Source organism: Bacillus sp. FSL H8-0534, assembly GCF_038005885.1.
Taxonomy (GTDB): Bacteria; Bacillota; Bacilli; order Bacillales; family Bacillaceae_G; genus Bacillus_A; species Bacillus_A pseudomycoides.
Genome location: NZ_JBBOUC010000001.1, coordinates 2,099,134 through 2,120,031 on the forward strand (window position 1 = coordinate 2,099,134; position 20,898 = coordinate 2,120,031).

A 20,898-nucleotide genomic window follows, 5' to 3' on the forward strand; every position below is an offset into this window, starting at 1 on the left:
TTTTAGAATGTCAAGTCAAAGAACAATGGGTTCAAACAATTGAAAGCGATATATAATTCTACAATAACAAAAAATCACAGAAAAAAACAAATCAGTGTGCCCCGATTCTATATCGAAACACACTGATAGCTTCGCCTTTTTAGAGATGTCCACTTTACAGAAACAAAACCAATATTCACCTAAATTAGGGTCCAGTAAATGTTGACAAGTCCAAAATCAGCCTACATTCTTGTGTCTAACTTTTTGGGTTCCGTTCATTACCGGTGTTTTTTTAAACTTTGCAACAAAACCGTTCCCTTTTACTTAGCTTTTTCGAAAGTCACTCTATTGTTATCCTTACTACCATATGACACATAACCGTTAAAATGCGACCCTATATAGTTACCATCAGATTGTAGTGCCCAATCCCCATTGGAAGTACTGCCGAAACGGGCATCTACATGATCAAATTTAAAAGTACTTGCATTTTGTTTTTGGTCTAAACGAATATAACTATCATGAAGTTTTAAATATGAATAGCCTGAATGAACACTATTTTGAAATTTAATGTTTACCTCTTCACCTTTTTTGATTGGTTGTCCAGGTTTAGGCTGCCCTTTTCTTTCAATAATTACATTAACTGGTTTAAGGTAATTCCCAGCAACCGCAAGGTATTCCCAATTATCATTTCCTTTATAACTTTGCACAGGATATCCATTAGATTTCATAGTATAAGGAGTTCCCTCTACAATAAGTTCATCGCTGTATTGAAGTTTCAAATAATCTTCATATTCTTTATTATATGTAACAACTGTAGAAATTTTTTGTGTCGGAAGTTTCTTTTGTGCATCATTGATTTCAAATGTAACTTGTTGTGTTGGATTGAAATCATTCAAACTTACAGTTTCTTTAGACTCATATACGTTTCCTTTTTTCACTAATGTTACTTGTTGTGTTTGTTTGGACTTTTTATTTTCAAAAGAAGCAGAGATTTCATCACTTGCTCCGAATAAGCCAGGCACGACTGATGCATAAAACTTTTTCGTAAATGGATTATAAGCACTATGTGACAACTCCGGTTGCTGAATTTTTGTGAAAACACCGACTTTTGTCCTTTTCGAAACATGAGATTCTTTAACATTTTCTAGCATATCTTTCGCAATGATAGTTTGTTTTCCTTCGCTATTCTCTATAAATTCATTTATCTTTGTAGAATCTACTTTAACATGCTTAAGAACCTCGTTAAACGTTAAATTTTTATCACTACTAGTATTGTCTGGTGCATACATTCTAAACTTCGGTTTATTCCCGATATCAGTCTCTAGTAATGCAGTAGCAGAATTTACATCAGATTCATATTTCCCTGAATCTCCTAAAGTTATATATTTTCCATCTTCCTGCATATACAAGTCCATTGTACTCGTAGGTAGTACTTCAACAGAAAGAGGGGCACCTTGTTCAACAGCTTTTAATTGATCTAACGATAAATAAATCTTTACATCTGGGTTATTCTCTACACTGTCTACCAATACTTCTGTTGTATTTCTTCCACCTTTTTCTGTACTTAACTGATTTGCTTTATAACGTTCTTGTGTTCCCTTTGATGTATGGATAATATCTTCTCCTAAACGAATGTTAAAATGAGGTGAAACATTTTGAGCAGACGCCGTCCCTGTATTTTTATATTCTAACTGTATGCTCACTTGCGCTGCTTTTGCTGAATCAACAGTTTTTGCGGTAGACCAATCAAGATTAGAAGAATATCTTTCTGTATCTGTTGATGTTTTCGAGTATCCATAACTTACATTTACTGAGGCCTTTCCAGAAGGAACAGGACCAGCTGCTGAACCTTCAGCACCACCTTCTACACCTGCTCCTATACCAAACGAATGTTGTGTCGATACACTTTTTTCCCAACCTTGATTAATGGACCCACCGTTTGAATCCGTAATAGACGCAACAGGAGTAATCTTAATACGTTTTACGCCAATTTGTAAATTCGGCATATTTGCAACCATTGGATTAAACTCAGTATCAGAGTTATTGCCATAGTGCTGAACTTCATATGCATCTGAAAAAGCATCTCCATCCGAATTCCCCATCATAGGATCCGTGATAAATTTTAACTTATTTTTGTCTGTCTCTGGATTCCATGCCCGAGCCTCATTTTTCCCAGTTTGTCCATTGAATTCAATTTTATAGCCTTTTATCTCTAAGTCGTTAGAAATACCATCGTTATCCCAATCGTTATTTTGTAAGTCAATTTTTTCAGTAGACATCTTTCCCTTTTTTCCGTCAGTTCCATAAATAACTTTTCCTTCTTTTGCATTTGCATCCTCTTTGAATATTTCAACTGTACTTCCTGCATTCGGCTGCTTTACGTCTGCTAAAGCAGGGGATGCTATAGTCAGTGCCATCGTTACACTACCTAATACACTAAGTGCTGGTTTCAATTTCTTCATTGTTATTTTTCCTCCTTGATTTTTAGGTGAGTTCGAACACCTACTAGTAAGATTAACTTCATCATATCTAACATATCTCTCATTTCTCTCTCATAAATGTTATAAAACTCTCTCATAAATGTTACAAAACTCTTACAGAGGCTTTAATGGGTACACAATTTGTTTTTTATTCTATTTAAATATCTGACGGACTAGAGCACGAATCATCTTACTACCCCTTTATGGAACATTAATCAAAGATTCAAAATAGGAGAGTAGAATATGAGAAAAATAGGTTACGTACGAGTAAGTTCTGTTGATCAGAACCCAAAGGGACAATTACAACAAATGAAGGAAATTATCAAGGACGAGTTAAAAAATATCATGAAAAGCATGCTGGAATGAATTATGCACTTAAGCTGTATGAAGAAGGAAATATGACAGTGAAACAAATTTGTGAAATTACGAGTGTATCTAGATCTTCTTTATATAGGAAGATACACGATTTAAAATAAGTGGTTTGATTATATCCTGATATACATTTCCTTATTATGGAAAAATCACTGTGGACTAGAGCAGCAACCCTGTCAATAGGTCTTGAAGGATTAAACCTTTGACGGGGTTTTAATAGTTTTATTATTCCTCTTTTATAACCATTCTTCAAATTCTTCAAAAATAAACTCTCCATTGACCTCGATAGTAGTATCTGGCTTACTTCCATCATAATAAGATATATCCCTAGTTATCCCTGTCCAATTAATATGAAAAATCCCATTTCCGTTGTATTTCATTTTCAGTACATTATTATTAACCTCTTGGTGTTCAAAGTAATATATTCTTACTGCTAAATCGTTACTGTCTTCATCATATCCTTTAGAAATAATAAATTCTTGTTCTCCAAAATTTTCGAGTTTTAAGTTATCCATATAAACAGTTACCTCTCCACTAGGATTCATTTTACAATCTACTGTATCAGGTAATGATTGAATTGGTTCTTGCTCTGTTTCTACTTCAAGCCATAGCATTATTTCATTTTCTTGCTTCTTCACCGCATATATTTTAGCTTCAGAAATTTCGTATTTCTCAATTCCATTAAAACGGTTGATAGTAAAGCTCCCCATTAAACCATCTCCTACTCATATGTTATTAAAATCGGATTAATAAGTATCTGCTTCATATAATATTAACTTATTACTAAGTCCACTGTTATCTATCTAAAAGTAGAAAAGTATACATTTCTACTTTTGCGGTTCTGTTGCAAATTTTTCGAAACTCAAGTACACTTTGCAACAGAACCATAAAATCACTTTCGATATATTTATCTTATTATATATATCTTTCAATTTACTTTTATAAATGTTGCAAAAACCTTTCAAAGGTCTGACGTATTTGCTGATGAAACTAATAAAAAAGGAAACCCGCATGTTCATTAGATTTCTAGTTAATCTTTTTAATTAAATATATAAATTATATATTTATGTAATATTTCATAAAACATTGGTTGTTTATTCTATTATAATATTCAAGGGTAGTAGACGAAATGCAACATAATAATTTATCAGACGGAGAGAGAATAATCATATGTATCCAAAATTCATTGACAAAATGGCGTTTTCGAAGGCGCATAAAGAGTTATTAATTAAACTGTATAATAAAGAAATTTCAAGAAGCGAGTATAATCAATTGGTAGATGCCTTTTATCGGCCACAACAAAAGTAAATATGAAGTAAGTGTTTATGGTTTTGTGTCTTTTATAGCAACGAAGTTCATTTTTATCATTTTTGGGGCAAGCTGTTCTGTTAGGTTGATGGGCATGTGGCGGTACCACACATCCATCAACTTAAGAATATTTACTACCCATTATTGTTAAAAACGTTATTCTTTCTAGATTAATAAGAAAGGATAACACACAAAAAGTAGCCCTAAAATATACACCACTCATGTAGTATATTTTAGGGCTACTTGACGTTTACTATACCTCCTTATTAAGAAAGGATTAGGTTTCAACACCTAACCCTTTTCATACGTTTATTTTTGTTTTACGAAACGGTATGTTTGGAAATTCTCGCCATCAAACAGTTGCATTTTATTATCTCCAAAATTTTGGACTTTTAATGCTATAATATGTCTTTCTGAATCAATAGGTTTTCCCTCTGCATATGCTTGTTTAATAGTTAACATTAATTCAGAAGAGTCTTTACGGTATACCCAAGTCCCTGTTACATAATTCTTTTTACTAGGATACTCGGCTCTTGCATAAGTTTCAAATGTGTTACCTTTAAAGATAAATGTAGGTATAAATTTACCGTCTTTTTCAAAACCCCAACTACCTTCAAACTCTTTACCTTCTTTTGTTGTGTTTTTCTTAACAGCATCTATGTCAATACCGGCTTTTCTATCTAAATCTTTTAAATCTTGTTCAGTTACCGTACCGTCACCTTCACTTACTGTTTTCCTAGTACCGATTGATTTCTTATCGTTAATAACGTTCTCGAACTTTGACCAACACTCTTTTGCTTTTTTCAATTCTTCATCAGACTCTTTTACCATCGCTAAATGTGATGATGTAGTTTTGTCTTTAGCACCATATATTTTCTTATTGAGTTCAAATGATTTTTTAAAGTGATTCATTGATTCTGCTACGTTTTTATGTACATCTTCATACTCACTAGGAGGTTCGATATTTAAGACCTTATCAGTTACCGTTATTAAACCGTCAAGTTGACTTTGTAGTGTTTCTAAGGAACTATCTTGGGTACTTTTTCTTGCAGGGCGGTTTAGTATCCGTTCGTGCTCTGTATACTTCCTATTAAAATCTAGACAAAGTTCATAGACTTTGTTAGGGTAGTCCTCTTTTGAAAGCTTTACTTTCTTATTTTCTTGTTTTGCTTCAACTTTTGACTTATTATCAGTCGATGCTTTATCTACCCCACCACATCCCGCTAATAGCATGATAGGGATTGCTACCGATAGTACTTTGTTTCGTTTCATAGTTTACTAGTCCCCTTTTGGCATGATACATTTATTTTTTCTTTACTAACCTAATATTATCTTTTGCCTTACCGTCATTTAATTCAAGCTTACCGTTTTCTTGAAAAACATATATAGATTTTGCAATAACGGTAAATGAACAGACTTCGTTTATAACACCATCAAATCCTTTAAGTGGTATTACGTTGACTTATAAGGGGCACACATCCTAAAACGAAATGCTTACTATGATTATTTAATAAATACTTTCATAATTTGATCTGCGGAGGCTGTATCTAAACGCCATTGATTTTTTCCGTGTTTCAGCATAGTAATTTTAACTGTTTCTTCCGTATCACCAGGTCTTGCTTCTGGTATTAACTGTACTGCATAATCGAATAATTTCTTCGTCAACTCCTCTTTGGTGATATTTGGATTTTGATTTGCGATTGTCATCGCTTCACTTTGAAATCTAGATTTCAACTCGTTCAACATAATTGGTTTCGCTTTTAGTTCAACTTGAGCTCTATCTCCATCTAGGGATACTACCTTCGTTTCAAATTTCACATTTTTTTGGAATGCTGTTTTTAAAGTTTTATAGTAATTTAACATCCCTTGCTCATCGATTTGATTGTTAAACATTCTTTCATTTGTTCTTTTAAAAGAAGATTCTACTTCTTTCACAAACGCAGTACCATCTTCGCCTGATAAATCATTAATTTTGTTAGAATCTTTATCATAGAAGGCTGCATTTAAATATGCGGTCAAAGCCTCAGCAGGTCTTTGTAGCTCTTTTGCTTTTTCCGCCAATTCTTTTCCTTGGATTTTAAATGAAATTTTCTCTTCTTTTTCTTTTTTCGGATCCATAATGTACTTTTTATAAACCAATTCATAAGAAGACGAATCTTTCACATTATAATAAATGGTTCCAGATACTTTTTTCCCGTTATCGACATCTCCTCCTTTTAACTCATTTGGATCTGACGTATAATAAAGGTTCGTTTTTTCATCTTTTTGGTATAGTGAAAAATCTTGTGGCAACATTTTAATTACCTTATCACCTTTATTTTTCAAACTCACCTTCACCTTTAAAACTCTGTCATTTGTTTGCTTCGCAAATTGTCCTGGTAAGACAAATTCCGCACTTTCTAATTTCAGCTCAATATTTTGTGTTTTTCCTGTATCCCCAACTCCATATACCTTATTCTCTTTTACTTCCGTTGAGCTTTTGGATGAATCGCAACCACTTACAAAACCTACTGTAAGAATAGCTGCAAAACAAACACTCATAAACTGCTTAATCTTCATACTGCATTTCCACCTTTCCCCTTAACAACTTTAAGAATTTTTTCTCAACATTCCCATTTTATAACAAAGTCGAAAGATTTGTACATATCCTAGCATTCACTTTTCGTTAAAGATTAATATCAGGATATTATGTTTGTCCTCGCTGATTATCAGCCTTCTGAACCGAACTTTTACGAACAGTTGGTTCCTCTTGTATCTCTTTGAAGACTGCTGTGAAATTCTTAATTTGAAATAAACAAAGGAGTGCTTATTTCTATAAAATAAGCACTCCTTTTATTTGTAAACGTCAAGTAACTTTAATAGATGTTTTTCCATAAAAAAACCTCCACATATAGTATGTAAGGAGATTATCTCATTGGTTATTTTCAAATGGCAGGTGGGGAATAGTCGAGTAGGCCCAGGGGATTTCACCCTGAGCCTCTCACAGAACCGAACGTGAAAGTCTCCCTTCATTCGGCTCTTGTTATCCAATTGTCGGACGTATCCCCATTTGCCAGTGATAAAACAGGTTTGGTTGTGCTTTTGCCATACGTACTAAATATCTAAAGGCTTTAGCTTTGCTTCTTTTCACCGTTTTATACTTAAACCTGATAAATCTGACTAATGTGAGATTCACAAAGTCGAGTATCTTTCTTGCCTCACTTGCACAGAATTTTATAAAGTAATTTGCCCAACCACGTAAGATTGGATTCATAATGTCTGCTAGTTCCTCTAATGAGTATAGTTTATTCCGCTTTCTTATCTCGCGGATTTTATCTTTAAGGTGTTGTCCAGCACTTTTACTAACTGCAGGAGTAAAGACATGAAAAAATGTTCCGTATTTACTCTTGGCCCATCTCCTTCGAAATGTGTAGCCTAGAAAGTCAAACGATTCATGCTCATGTCGTTTTGAGAAATTATCACTTCTACAGTAGACGACTTTCGTCTTTTCTGGATGTAACTCTAACTTACATGACATCATTCTTTCTTTGAGCTTTTCTAAGAGTCTTTCTGCTTCCTCTTTGGTTTGACAATGTATCACTGCATCAATGGCAGAGCGATTAAGTCTATATCCATAAGAATCAGCACAGAATATCAGTTCAACAAGTGACTCAAAATTCATACGAACTACCATTTGGGCAATTCTATCACTAATAGTTGGAATACCTAGCAATCTCTTTTTCCCGTTCTTCTTCGGTATTTCTACTCCTTTTACTGGATTAGGAAAATAGCTACCCGAAGACATTCTATTCCAAGGCTTGTACAAATTATTCTTCAAATCCTTATCAAACTCTGTGAAGTCAACTCCATCAATACCTCCAGCACCTCGATTCGCTTTTACACGTTTGTATGCTTCCAGTACTTGATATTGTGAAATCTCAAACGATTTTCCTTCTTTCATTAAATCCTCCCATTTCTGGTTGTTCAATTTCTGAAGTATAGATAACAGAGTCCCTTCGCTCCATTGCCATTACAGCCATTTCATCACTACTACGGATTCTTCCGCATCTGTATTCTGCATCACTACTTTCATCCTTGTCAGTTCATCGCTTGGATTTTTCGCTTATCATCAGAATACAAACTTCTCCTGTTCCTTGTAAAAACCTGTGCCATACTCCTGCAACCTTTACGCCGACAGCCATCTGAACAGTAATCAGGTTTCTTTCAGACTCTTCCTAGAGGTGTCAAAAGCCCCTAGTTTTGACTGTATAGAAGTAGTAACGACGCTTCATCGGATTGTTCACTCTCGTTCAGCTTTATGGCACACACCTGACTAATCTCTGTTAGCCTTTTCCATTTGCGCTCAGTACCACAACTTTTGATTGCAGCACCCAAAGGTGGTTTGAAACCTGTACCTGAATACTGATTTTGATGGGCCTTCCCCATGCCCATCAACCTAAGCTTATATAAGTTTAATTTCAGGTGAGATTTTTTCTTTTTTCTAAAGATCCAGTGTAAGTTCTTTAAAGATTTACATACCAAATAAACCTATCGGGTTTCATTTTTTTTGATTACGCTACATGATTGTGAGACATAGAAAAGTTGTATACGACGCTTAAGATATCAAAGACTGTTTTCTTCTCATACCTATGGGATTTTCGGCCGTTTTTCTGTAAGAGATTAAACAGACGAAACAATATCTTTATTAATTCTTGAGTGTCTTCTTGTAAAGGTTGATAAATAAGTGAAAAATAATCTTTTATGATATAAATCGCTTTATATTCACTTAATTCTCGTTTCTTCTTGATGAGGAGTAATTGGCGCATTTGAAACATGGTGGAAGAACAAAGAAGGATACTTATTAATTGTCCGTATAAGTGGCACTCTAGTCGTTCTAATTTTACAGAATTACAGTGATGAATACGAAAAAATGATTTCCATGTTTTAAATATCAGTTCAATTTGCCATCGTAAGGAATAAAAATCGTATACTTGTTCCTTGGGTAGATGTTCCGGAGAGATATTCGTAATATAAAAGTGAATTGCACTAAGCCGCTTACTGCGTTCTTTATAGGTAATTTGCTTCTTATGTTCTTTAAGTGCTAAATCCTTTTGTCTACGTTTCATTTGCGTTTCAGTTAATTTATACAGAATTAGTCTTGCAGGAAGCTTTTGATACATTCCAATATAAATCTCGGGAATTTCATATGTTTCACCTGACTGTAATTGGTCAATGAATTGCTCCATATCTAATTGGATATACTCAGAGTGCTTTTTTATAGTTCCATTTTGAAAGTATTCAGGATCTTTATTTTTCTGATATATACGAGTATTGAGCTTAAGCCGTGAGATGAAATAGGCACCGTGCTCGTCTATAGTATGTAAATCGTTTAAGTCAAAGTACCCTAAGTCACGTATACATACATCCTGCGGTTGGAGCGATTTTAGACAAGTAGAACCATATGTTTTATCATTGTGCTTTCCAGCACCCACATGGACATGTAGAAACTGGCCACTTAACAAATCGTACTCTAATTGAATTTTCACACCGGCACTTTGACCACTACCACCTGAACCTTGATATGTAGAAGTGAATTTATCCGGAATCTGAAAATGTGTAGAATCCAATACACGAATACGTCGAAAATAGTTTGTATACAAAGTTGGAATCTTGCTAGAAGAACAAAATTGCTGATGGAGTAAAGAAGCTAATATTTGTTGCAGAAACTGTACAGCTCGAGAGTTAAAACGTTGGTTGAGTCCTTCTGGACTCATAGAAATACCTGTGTTAGCTTCTAATCGACTACTTAGTTGTGTCAATGAAGTGTTTGCTATGTTTTCGCTTAACCAAACACAAAGAGCTACTAAATCTTGTGCACGATATTTACTTTTTCGTTGAACAAATCCTATCTCTCTAGCAAATTTCTCCAAAGCATGTGGTGACATATATCGCTGCAACTCTTTAGAAAACAATTCTAGTTCATCAGAAATCGATAAATTCATAGCCACAACGCCATCCTTTCTGTATGGAGTGAACCCTGAGAATGAGACGATAAAAAACACCTCTCTAAATCGTAAGTATCAGTTATGATTTTAATGGAGGTGTTTTTCGTATGGGGAAAAAGACGCATTATCCCGCCGAAATAAAGTGGAAAGTAGTTGAAATGAAACACCAAGGATTCAAAAATAAAGAAATTATGGATGCCTTAGGAATTAAACATGTGGCTCAAATTAAAACTTGGATGAAATGGTATCGTGAAGGCGAAACCTATCGGTTTGAACAATCTATTGGAAGACAATCTGTACATGGAAAAGGCTTAAAAAAGTTAACAGAACTTGAACAAAAAGAATTAGAAATACGTTATTTAAAGGCAAAGATTATATTGCTGGAAAAGTGCCAAGAAATTTTAAGGAGGTGGGAGGAAAAGAAGAAATAATGAAAATGATAAAGGAATGGCAATCAATTTTTACAATTGCAGAACTGTGTTCCATATTTGATATTTCACGTGCTACTTATTATCGTTGGAAAAAGCAGGAGAAAACAGTAACTAATCATGAAGAAAAAACCGTAATAGAAATATGTCAACATCATAAATATCGGTATGGATATCGTCGGGTTACAGCTTGTCTACGTAATCAATTTAACATCGTAATCAATCATAAAAAAGTATTACGTATCATGAGAAAATACAACGTATTATCTCGGGTTAGAAAAAAGAAAAAGACATTTGTACTCGGTCATGAACCAGTGGTAGCTAAAAATAGAATACAACGAAGATTTAAAGCTACCAAGCCTAATGAAAAATGGTTCACGGATATCACGTATTTGATGTTCGGCAATAAGACTCTTTATTTTTCATCTATTATAGATGGGTTTAACAATGAAATTATAAGTTATAAAATAGGTGAGACACAGGATGTTTCTCTTGTATTAGATACTCTAAAAGAAGCTTTAAGAAAGCGAAATGTGATTGATACGATTTTACATTCGGATCAAGGAAAAGTGTATACATCAAAACAATTTCAAACATATGCCAAAGAAAAAGGCATTATCACAAGCATGTCTCGTACAGGAAACTGCCATGATAATGCCCTCATAGAATCCTTTCATTCTCACTTGAAATCCGAAGGATTCTATGCGCAAAATATAAAACAATCGAATAATGCTAGTATAATACAAACTGTGGATGAATACATCCACTACTATAATAATGAACGGATTCAGAGAAAATTAGATAACATGTCACCTATAGCTTATAGGAAACATGTTGTCTAGGTGTTTTTTCTTTGTCTCACCAAATGGGGTCAGACCACTGTATATTTCTACAAAAAGAATAGCGCTTTTTTCGTAAGTTTAAAAGTTATGTTAGCGTCTTTTTTACAAACAAAATAAAAATTAACAGACTAACAAACCCAGAGACAGCACAAACAATGAATAGCATTTGATATCCCATGAGTTGTGAAACAAATCCTAGAAGAATGGACCCTAAACCAATCCCTAAATCAAAAGCAGTAAAAAATGTAGCGTTCGCTATTCCTCTTTTCTCTGGTGAAGTTAATCGTATCATGGCTACTTGAAGAGCAGGTTGTGCTGATCCGAATCCAATCCCATACAAAATAGCTGTAATAACTAGTCCAACAATCCCATTTGTCATTGCTAGAACTAATAGTGCGACTATCAGTGTAAAAAGCGCAGGAACAATAATGACTCCTTCTCCATGTTTATCAGATATCTTCCCTGCAAGTGGTCTAATTACTGTGAGCGTAACAGCATAAACTAAGAAAAAAGTACCAGCATTAACTTGAATATTTGACGCAAACAGTGGTAAAAATGTTGTAATGCCACCAAAAGTAAGGGATAGGAAAAATGTAACAATAGCGATTGGTAAAACAGTTTTTTCAAAAAATGATATTGGTTTTTTTGATGTATGTTGAACTGCTGGAATTTTTGTACCCAGCGAAAGTATGAATGCAATAAGTGCTAATGCTGTGCATAGAAGAAATAGATAATGAAATGAAAATGATTTTGCTAACCAAAGACCTAATATTGGTCCTATAGCCATACCTAAAGTCATTGCAAGTCCATACCATCCCATTCCTTCTCCACGACGAGATTGTGGAATAACATCAGTCACAGCCGTTCCTATCGAAGTTGTAGCAACTGCCCAGCTGATTCCATGGAGAATACGTAAGACCACTAAAAATATAACCCCTGTTACCCAATCATAAAAATACATTGTAATTGCGAAAAATAGTAGTCCGCTTATTATAAATACCATTCGACCATATCGATCCATTAATCCTCCAACAATAGGACGAAAAATGACTGCCGATATTGTAAACACCCCAATAATAAATCCAACTTGAGATTCACTTCCACCTAATTGTTTAATAAACATAGGTAGTGTTGGCATGAGTAAATAAAAACCACTGAATAGTAATAATGCTGTAATGGTCAGCATTATATAGTTTTTTGTCCATAAACGTTCCATTGTAATGTAATCCTGCTTTCTTTCGTTTAATAAGTTGAGAATGGAAAGCTCGCATCAATTGGATCCTTACTACCCAATTGATGCGAGCTAAGCGAATAAAAAAGCAGTACCACCGCTATAAAAGTGTTGGTACTGCCATATAGAATGACAAGTGTTTTGTTAATTAAAACGTACTTGCTACTTTAATCGCTTTTTCAAGCCCTGCAGCAATAATTTCTTCTGCTTTATCTGGGAATTGGTTGTGACCTTCAATTACTATTTTTTCTATATCTTTTGCACCGAAGAAGCTCATCATACTTGCTACATATTTAACAGCCATTTCCATTGGGGCTTTTGGTCCTTCAGAATATACACCGCCACTTGCGTTTAATAATGCAATTTTCTTATTTCCAATAAGACCTACTGGACCTTCTGACGTATATTTAAATGTTTTTCCCGCGCGGTTTAAGTAATCAATATATGTGTGTAATACAGCTGGGATTGTTAAATTCCATAATGGGAAACCAAAAACAACTTTATCAGCTGCAAGGAATTGATCTAAATATTTATCAGCAACAGCTACTGCTTTTGCTTCTTCTGCTGTTAAATCCAATCCTCTACTAGACTTAAATGTGCCGTTAATCATATCTACTCCTACATATGGCAATTCCTCGTTGTATAAATCAAGCTCTACTACTGTCTCATTTGGATGAGATTCTTTATAACTTGCTAAAAAAGCATAATATAATCTCACGCTAACTGATTGATCTGCTGGACGATTGTTTGCTTTTACAAATAAAACTGTTGTCATTCGCTTTTCCTCCTGTTACTCACTCTTTGATGTTGTTATATATTTATTTAATAAAAAGGGTATTATATTGTTCTTTATAATATCTTTTTAAAACTATACTCCATGTCTCCACCTAGAGCTTCAGCTGTATCACCAGTTTCTCTGAAGTCATGTGTATGAATTTTCTCAAACTGACCAAAATTTAGTTGCTTATAAAATTCATAACAAGGGAATCCATCATGTGCACCTTCAATATCGACGGTACCATCTTTTTGGACATGTACAGTTAATAGGTAGTCAACAGGAGGTGCATATACATTTAATGGGTTGCTAGCACTTGCAGTCATCTTAAATTTGACGTCATTTGACTTCCATACAACATCAGTGCACAAAATATTTTCCGTACTAGCTTTTCCTGTTCTCTTATTAACGGAACCATCAGGAGTTTTGATTCTTTCTGTTGTTATGCCGGTATTCGCATATGTGAAAATTTCTTTTTTATAAAAATCTACAACTATTTCTTGTTCAATTCTGGAACGCATAGTATTTACAGCATATGGTGTAAATTCACGTGAGTCACCTTCGAATTGAATCACGTTTCCTGTTTGAGTATCCTTCTTAGGTTCAGTCCAAGACATTGGAATAAATACACTTGCTCTAACTTTAACGATATTAGTCATGAGACACACCTCTGCAATTCTTAATTTTATTTTGGGTAATAATAATATTGACCCATTGAGCAAAACAGATCGCAATTTCTTTCGTATAAATAATTTTGCTGCTTGTAAACTTCTATTCAATATTTATATCTAGATTGTCGTTTTAAAACTGTATTCCATTTCCCCAGCTAGTGCTGCTGGAGTGTCACCAGTTTTTCTGAAATCATGTGTATATATTAATTCAAATGGACCAAAATCTGTTTGTTTATAAAATTCATAGCAGGGGAACCCATCATGTGCACCTTCAATTTGTGCAACCCCACTTTTGTTAACGTGTATAGTTAATACATAGTCAGCTGCAGGTGCTGCTGTATTTAAAGGATTGCTGGCACTTGCACTCATTTTAAAAGAAACTTCATCAGTACCCCACACAACATTAGTGCATACAATATTTTCTGTGCTTGTTCTCCCTTTTTTATACTCGATAGAACCATCTGGATTTGTAATTTTCACAGTTACGATACAAGCATTTGCATGTGAAAAAATTTCTTTTTTATAAAAATCAATAATCACTTCTTGCTCTAATCTTGACCGCATTGTGTTTACAGCATAAGGTGTAAATTCACGTGCATCACCAGTATATTCAAAAAGTTTTCCTGTTGTAGGATCTTTAATAGGTTCTAACCAAGCATACGGGGCAAACACACTTCCTCTAATTTTCACGATGTTAGCCATGAGAAACCTCCATAATTTATTAATTTTTGTTTCGTTGAATCCCTTATTTCTCTTATAACTAATTATAGTCAATTTGATTGACTATATGCCATATAGTACAATAGAAATCAGATGTAGTCAACCATATTGACTTTATTTAAGGAGGTTTTATGTATGAGTCATCCAGTATTTAGTGAATTGGACCTTACGTCACTTTTGTCATTATCCTTTAGCGCATCAATCAATGAACTACATGACAAATTGAGTGAATTGGGATTTGGAGATATTAGACCTGTACACGGTTTTATGTTTAAATGCATCACTCCTAATGGAGCGACAGGTATAGAACTAGCCGAATATTTAGGAATTACAAAGCAAGCTGTGAGTAAAATGGTGGATTATCTTGAGAAAAGTGGTTATGTAATGCGCAAAGCTCATCCAACTGATAAGAGAGGGAAAATTATTGTTTTGACCGAAAAAGGTTGGCTAGTAGTGCAAGCAAAAGAGAAGATACTAACTGAAATGGAACAACGTTGGATTGAAAACATAGGCGATGAAAGAATGCAAATGCTCAAGGAAGATTTAACAAAGTTAGTTTATGAAGCAAATGAGGGTAAATCATCATCGAGGTTAAGACCTGTCTGGTAAATAATGAGTTTATAAAAGGGGACTAACCGTGCACCCATCAAGTTAAGATATCATAATACCCCAGAACGAAAAATCTTTGCATGTTGATCGTTTTTATCGTTTTGGGGTAACTCGTCCTTGTTAGCTTGATGGATATGGGGGCCTTCCCTCATCTCTTACAAAGCATGAATTTCTCGCATTTTTTTCACTCCTTTTCGTGCAAGAAATCCTTCAGGACACACTTTGACGCTTACATTAATAAAAGATAAATAACAAAATCAAAAGCCTCAATTATCTAAATATATATTAGATAATTGAGGCTTTTACATATCAATCTAATCCTTAAAATTTCTTTTTCTCAAACTTTTAATGTAATAACAAAGATTCCCTATAAATACAAAAAACCATATAATACACACAATCCATTTTAAAATAGAGCCTAACTTAAATCCATCCCCTAAAAAAACGACAATTATCATTGCGATACTTATTACCATCATAAATAGATAATAACTCATTTTATCGTGAGTTAATCATTTTCTTCAAAAACATTAAGAAAAGTATACATTCGAAACACTGTGAATAAAGAGGATATAATGTTTGTAACAAAAAAAGAAAAAGTTAGATCCATACTAACTTTTTTAGTCGGATAAGCGAGGGGCATCACTGCCCCTAACTCTCCTAAGAACCGTACGTGACAGCTTTCCCGTCATACGGCTCAAGCCTTCTTTTTATCCAAACAACTTCTTACTTGATGCAAGGTACATGTACTAGCTTTGTAACCTTATTTGAGTGTATTGGTAAATCACGTATAATAACCTTTTCTCCATTTTGTAGTGGTTGTCTGCATAACGCACAACGATACCCTTGTTTTTTCGCCAGTTTAATTCTATCTAAGGTATTTGTTCCATCAAAGACCTTACGGTCTCGCTTTTCCCAGTATTCTTTAAGAGTAGGGTCATCGGGACTGTTCTTATATAAGACCATCACATGCCGTTTAATTTTAAACCAAGGCATTTGTAAGAGCTGGATATTTGTTAGAGGACAGGTCGGAGTCCAAGATTCCTTGCCTCCGTGATGAGGCTTTTTGAAGTAAGTCTTCTTTATCCATTTCCATGATTTCTTAGGGTGCAATCGGATAAGATGTTTACATATTTTCTCGAAAATATAATGACCGATTTTATCATATGTCTTTTGAGATACGACATGTCTCCAATATTGTCCATACCCTCTAATAATTGGGTTTAACACTTTAATGAGTTCCCCAATAGGCTGTCCTCTCATGATGCGGAACGTATTCCTTATCTTTTCCTTTGCCTTCTTAACGCTATCTTTGCTGGGTTTAATCAGTAATTTATTCCCTTTCCACGTTTTGTACTGACGTACGGAAAAACCTAGGAAATCAAATCCCTCTTCAATGTGAGTCACCTTTGTTTTTTCAATACTCAGCTCAAGTCCTCTTTTATTCAAGTACGGTTGTATCTTTTCATATATGGATTGAGCCTGTTGTTTCGTTTCTGTTAAGACAACGAAATCATCCGCGTATCGAACAATCGCTATTTTGCATTTAGGATGAATTGCGTAGCTTTCATTGGATTTATATGTCTTTCGATATATAACGCCAAGTTCCTCCTCCATTCCGTGTAATGCAATGTTAGCTAGAAGCGGGGATATAATTCCTCCTTGCGGAGTTCCTTCCTTTGTTTCAGAGAAAGAATGTTGATCTATATATCCAGCCTCCAACCATCGCTGAATCAGTGTTTTTCCTGGAAAACTGTAAGTTTGTTTTCGTATCCAATGATGACTTAGATGGTCAAAGCATCCTTTAAAATCACCTTCAAATATCCACTTTTTCTTACTGTTTGTGTTAATCTTATTAAAGATATTACTAATGGCATCGTGTGTACTCCGCTTCGGTCGGAACCCGTATGAGGCGGGGTCAAATCGTGCTTCCCATTGCGGTTCTAGCGCCGTTTTCACCATATTTTGATAGACTCTGTCTTTGATAGTTGGAATACCGAGAGGTCTCAGTTTTCCGTTTTTTTTAGCGATATAGGTTCGTTTCGCTGGCTTGGGAAGATGTTGAAATATACTGAGCCTCTTTAGCTGTCGGTATAATTCGTTTCTTTTTCCAGAATGAAGTGCTGTATAACCGTCTACTCCAGAGGTACGCTTTCCGTTATTCTGTTGTGTTACTTTTCTAATGGACAACAGTAAGTTAGCTTCACTCCGTAGGAGTAATCGTTGAAGTTTCCTGACTCTTCTAAGTTTCTTTTGTTGTTCGGCACGATAAATTCTTTGTCGTAGCTTCATCACATACTTTTGGACTGTATGCCAATCTACTGAATTCCAATTTGTATATGAAGCGTGCGCCGACGCTCGTTCTGAGGTGTTCATAACTGCACGCTCCTTTTCATCAAAAGTTAACCACAAATGTATTTATGTGTTGAAGACCTATGGGAAGTGGGCCCTCTTTCAAGTCTGTCATAATGTGTTCAAAAGGACGACAGTATCCGTTCAGTTATACATTTTTGCTTTCCTGTTACCTTTCGGTATAACGGCATTTGCTTTCTCCCATATCCCATACCCTCTGTTACATCGTTTGACCTTTCGATCTCTCTACTGTTTATACAGATAACATAGGGCTTACCAAGTTCCACATTCCACAGATGCGATAGGGTTAGGCAGGTTCTTTACTCCGAGCAAGATGCGGGACGCAGCACAGTAGTATTATGACCCTACTTTTCCTCTTGCCAATACCCAAGCAAAGCCATGCATTATCTTGAGCTAACGTTTACGAAGCTTACAAACCTTCACTCTCGTTTACCATACCTATCTTCTCCTAGCAGTGTTCCGGACCATGCATTTGTCCTCTGTTTCCGCATTTCCTCATGCAACCTACATTCCCGTTACCAGAAATACAGTTTCGGATGGAGACCTTCTTTGCGTCTAGAGGGGTAGCGTAAGCTACACTGTGGGAATGCAACTTCTTGTCGCACCATAATTCTCGTTATCGGTAGTAAAAAGGATCTTTGAATAAAGATCCTTTTTATTTCATAACTATTATCAAATTTTATTCATTAAAAAAAGAATTTATTGGAATGAATCTTTAAGCTCAGGTGAATTAGAATAGAATTTCGCTTTTGATGGTTGAACACTACAAATAAATAGTGTAATAGATACCAAAAACATTATAAATGCTCCTGAAACTACAACAAATCGTATAGATATAAGCTCGGAAGAAATACCAAAGATTGCAGTAACGGTAATAATTAAAAAAGCCTCAATAAACCCGTAAATACTTATAACCCTCCCCATCACATCAACAGGTATATTGTTTTGATAAAATGTGTAAAAACCAGTATTAGAAAAGGCAGTAGCAAATGACAAAACAAAAACTCCTATAGATGCTATAAAAAAGGTATTAGAGGATGTAAAAACCATATAACCTACTGCAGTTATTAAGGAACCCATACCAATAAGCCATGAGGTAGGTATTTTTTCAATAATTATTGCATTGGATAAAGAACCTGCTAATACTCCTGCTCCAGCAATACTGACTAAGACTCCATATTCACCTTCAGATAAGGAAAGTATCCTAATTGCAAAAGCAGCTTCCAACGAATCTGTAGCTGTCATCATGACTATCATCGCACTAAACAAAAGATAAATCATCATGATATATAAATACTTACGGCTAAATCTAATAACAAGCTTCCAATCATCTATTAATAACTTAAGAGATAATTTTGTTGTATCTGATGTTTTTTCTAATTGTGCGGAGGATTCAACATTAGGCATTCCTACTGTAATTAATGCAGATAAAAATAAAGCTACAGCATTGATATAAATAGCCATATTAGGTGTACCAATTGTAAACATCATTCCTGCTATTGCTGGTCCAGTCAAAAAAGCTCCGGAATCAAGTAGGCTACGTAAAGAATTGAAACGTTTTCTTTGTCCTATTGGTATTAACTTCGTGATATAAGTTACCGATGTTGAGTGGTACATAGAGCTCGCTATTGTAATAAGAAAGACCATAGCATATATAAGCCCTAAAGAAGAGAAGAAAGGTAATAATGCAATTAGCACAGTCTGAAAAACATCTAGTGCTATCATGAGATATTTTTTATTTAAACGATCTACAAGACTTCCTGACCAAATATTAGTAAACAACGTTGATAAAGCCCTAATAATATATAAACCAGAGACAGCAATGGCCGACTCTGTTATGTTAAGAACGATAAGGTTTAGAGCGATAAAGTAAACCCAACTTCCAACACTTGAAACACCAATGCTAAACAATAAGATAGATGGATACCGCCAATTTTCCAATGTTTTTTTTAAACTCAATTGAATTCCTCCTAAAATATAATCAGATAGAATGCAACACTTAAAACAAAATAAAAAATCCCACCCCCAAGACTTAAGTGTCTTGGGGACGAGATTTTAGATCGCGGTACCACCCCAGTTTATTAATATGTCGCCATATTAACCTTATCAGGTACAACAAAAATGCTTATACCCTAGCTCTATAACGGGAGCGCCCGTCACACTATCCCCCTATAGTCGGTTCCAATGTGCTGCTCTGAGCCTTGCTTCAATAAAGAAATTCTAACCCCTTTTCAGCTACCAGGGTTCTCTGTATAGAATTCACTTTATTTACTCTTCTCTTCATTGCATTTAATTTCATATATACTAACATTATTGGATATATATTGTAAATGTTTTTTACATCTCATATACAAACTTAGTTAACATAATCCTGCTTATCAGCAGTCTCTATATCTAGAAACTTAAAAGAGTCCCTTCAGATCTTCGAAGGGACCTTTCTTTTATATAATCTCCGTTATCGAAAGTTATCATATTCATGTTTTAAAAGAGAATATATCTTAGAATCGCAATACATACCATTGATCATTACACTTTGTCTCAATGTTCCTTCATATGTCATTTTTAGCTTTTGCATAACTCGTTCAGACGCTGTATTCCTTATGTCACATCTTCCTTCAATACGATTTAAATCTAATTCTTGAAAGCCAAACTTTATTAGTTCTTCTAAAGCTTCGACGATAACTCCTTTTCCCCAATACAGTGGGTTAATAACAGCTCCTAAAGAAGCGCTACTGTGTGATAATTTCCAGATCCCACAGGTTCCAATAGCTTTCTGATCACTCTTAAAGATAATAGACCATATGAAGGACTTACCTTTCTTAGCTGTTTCCATCGTGTTTTCTAAAAAAAGACGAGTTTCATCTTTATTTTTGTGTACCTCTCGAGGTACATATGTAGTTGTTTGAGGATCCGAATAGACTTCAAATAAATCATCTAAATCATGAAAATCTAGTTTTTTTAATAAAAGACGCTTTGTTTCTAATTTGGGAATTTCATATGTATTTTCCATGCTCTCACCTCAGTTAATCGTTATTTTTATATTATATATCTTATTCATGTGAAGTTTACATATCCTATCATTATTGGTAGTATCCGAAAAAGCTCACTTAGTATCTTTTTTCAGAT

General features: G+C 34.6%; 16 protein-coding genes, 1 pseudogene and 1 other annotated feature. Of the genes and pseudogenes, 4 read left to right on the forward strand and 13 right to left on the reverse strand.

Annotated elements, in window-relative coordinates:
- Positions 1 to 299: 299 nt before the first annotated feature.
- Positions 300 to 2,441 carry a binary toxin-like calcium binding domain-containing protein gene (locus tag MHH71_RS10890; RefSeq protein WP_006097044.1) on the reverse strand — a complete coding sequence of 714 codons (2,142 nt, stop codon included), beginning with the start codon at positions 2,439 to 2,441 and terminating at the stop codon, positions 300 to 302.
- 261 nt (positions 2,442 to 2,702) lie between these two features.
- On the opposite strand from MHH71_RS10890, the gene MHH71_RS10895 reads away from it, so the two are divergent.
- Both MHH71_RS10895 and MHH71_RS10900 read left to right on the forward strand, forming a co-directional pair.
- Complete coding sequence (locus MHH71_RS10895) at positions 2,703 to 2,825, forward strand: hypothetical protein (protein ID WP_006097040.1); 123 nt, start codon at positions 2,703 to 2,705, stop codon at positions 2,823 to 2,825.
- A pseudogene (locus MHH71_RS10900) lies at positions 2,771 to 2,935 on the forward strand (helix-turn-helix domain-containing protein); the annotation flags it as partial. The gene MHH71_RS10895 and the pseudogene MHH71_RS10900, both read left to right, overlap by 55 nt.
- Positions 2,936 to 3,067: 132 nt before the next feature.
- Here MHH71_RS10900 and MHH71_RS10905 read toward each other — a convergent pair.
- From MHH71_RS10905 to MHH71_RS10925, 5 genes are all read right to left on the reverse strand, one after another.
- The gene (locus MHH71_RS10905; RefSeq protein ID WP_003202760.1) at positions 3,068 to 3,541 is read right to left on the reverse strand and encodes a hypothetical protein; all 474 of its coding nucleotides are present in this window, start codon (positions 3,539 to 3,541) and stop codon (positions 3,068 to 3,070) included.
- A 907-nt stretch (positions 3,542 to 4,448) separates the two neighbouring features.
- On the reverse strand, positions 4,449 to 5,411 hold the full coding sequence (locus MHH71_RS10910; RefSeq protein WP_006097039.1) for a DUF3994 domain-containing protein: 963 nt from the start codon (positions 5,409 to 5,411) through the stop codon (positions 4,449 to 4,451).
- Positions 5,412 to 5,642: 231 nt separating this feature from the next.
- Entirely contained in the window at positions 5,643 to 6,698 is a 1,056-nt protein-coding gene (locus MHH71_RS10915) for a DUF5105 domain-containing protein (RefSeq protein ID WP_003202754.1), read from the reverse strand.
- Positions 6,699 to 7,161: 463 nt separating this feature from the next.
- Entirely contained in the window at positions 7,162 to 8,079 is a 918-nt protein-coding gene (locus MHH71_RS10920; RefSeq protein ID WP_006097038.1) for a group II intron maturase-specific domain-containing protein, read from the reverse strand.
- 610 nt (positions 8,080 to 8,689) lie between these two features.
- On the reverse strand, positions 8,690 to 10,120 hold the full coding sequence (locus MHH71_RS10925) for an IS4 family transposase (protein WP_033799369.1): 1,431 nt from the start codon (positions 10,118 to 10,120) through the stop codon (positions 8,690 to 8,692).
- A gap of 110 nt (positions 10,121 to 10,230) precedes the next feature.
- On the opposite strand from MHH71_RS10925, the gene MHH71_RS10930 reads away from it, so the two are divergent.
- A protein-coding gene (locus tag MHH71_RS10930) for an IS3 family transposase (protein ID WP_098125495.1) occupies positions 10,231 to 11,393 on the forward strand; the annotation gives its coding sequence in 2 pieces (ribosomal slippage) (positions 10,231 to 10,498 and positions 10,498 to 11,393; 1,164 coding nt in all).
- Positions 11,394 to 11,478: 85 nt separating this feature from the next.
- Here the strand turns inward: MHH71_RS10930 and MHH71_RS10935 are convergent.
- The 4 genes from MHH71_RS10935 to MHH71_RS10950 all read right to left on the reverse strand — a co-directional run bounded on the left by MHH71_RS10935 (position 11,479) and on the right by MHH71_RS10950 (position 14,772).
- Entirely contained in the window at positions 11,479 to 12,609 is a 1,131-nt protein-coding gene (locus MHH71_RS10935) for an MFS transporter (RefSeq protein ID WP_340723691.1), read from the reverse strand.
- A gap of 163 nt (positions 12,610 to 12,772) precedes the next feature.
- Positions 12,773 to 13,399, reverse strand: coding sequence for an FMN-dependent NADH-azoreductase (locus MHH71_RS10940; RefSeq protein ID WP_006097471.1), 627 nt, complete (start codon positions 13,397 to 13,399; stop codon positions 12,773 to 12,775).
- A 74-nt stretch (positions 13,400 to 13,473) separates the two neighbouring features.
- Positions 13,474 to 14,058 carry a DUF3238 domain-containing protein gene (locus MHH71_RS10945; protein ID WP_006097470.1) on the reverse strand — a complete coding sequence of 195 codons (585 nt, stop codon included), beginning with the start codon at positions 14,056 to 14,058 and terminating at the stop codon, positions 13,474 to 13,476.
- A gap of 129 nt (positions 14,059 to 14,187) precedes the next feature.
- Positions 14,188 to 14,772 (reverse strand): DUF3238 domain-containing protein, encoded by a 585-nt coding sequence (locus tag MHH71_RS10950; protein WP_006097469.1) that lies wholly within the window; start codon positions 14,770 to 14,772, stop codon positions 14,188 to 14,190.
- Positions 14,773 to 14,925: 153 nt separating this feature from the next.
- Between MHH71_RS10950 and MHH71_RS10955 the strand changes: the two genes are divergently transcribed.
- Positions 14,926 to 15,399 (forward strand): MarR family winged helix-turn-helix transcriptional regulator, encoded by a 474-nt coding sequence (locus MHH71_RS10955; protein WP_006097468.1) that lies wholly within the window; start codon positions 14,926 to 14,928, stop codon positions 15,397 to 15,399.
- A 726-nt stretch (positions 15,400 to 16,125) separates the two neighbouring features.
- Here the strand turns inward: MHH71_RS10955 and ltrA are convergent.
- From ltrA to MHH71_RS10970, 3 genes are all read right to left on the reverse strand, one after another.
- Complete coding sequence (gene ltrA / locus MHH71_RS10960) at positions 16,126 to 17,775, reverse strand: group II intron reverse transcriptase/maturase (protein WP_006096946.1); 1,650 nt, start codon at positions 17,773 to 17,775, stop codon at positions 16,126 to 16,128.
- A 696-nt stretch (positions 17,776 to 18,471) separates the two neighbouring features.
- Positions 18,472 to 19,731, reverse strand: a complete 1,260-nt coding sequence (locus tag MHH71_RS10965) for an MFS transporter (protein WP_006097283.1) — start codon at positions 19,729 to 19,731, stop codon at positions 18,472 to 18,474.
- A gap of 81 nt (positions 19,732 to 19,812) precedes the next feature.
- Positions 19,813 to 20,065: a binding site (T-box leader), on the reverse strand.
- A gap of 162 nt (positions 20,066 to 20,227) precedes the next feature.
- Complete coding sequence (locus MHH71_RS10970) at positions 20,228 to 20,782, reverse strand: GNAT family N-acetyltransferase (RefSeq protein ID WP_006097282.1); 555 nt, start codon at positions 20,780 to 20,782, stop codon at positions 20,228 to 20,230.
- Between the last annotated feature and the right edge of the window lie 116 nt (positions 20,783 to 20,898).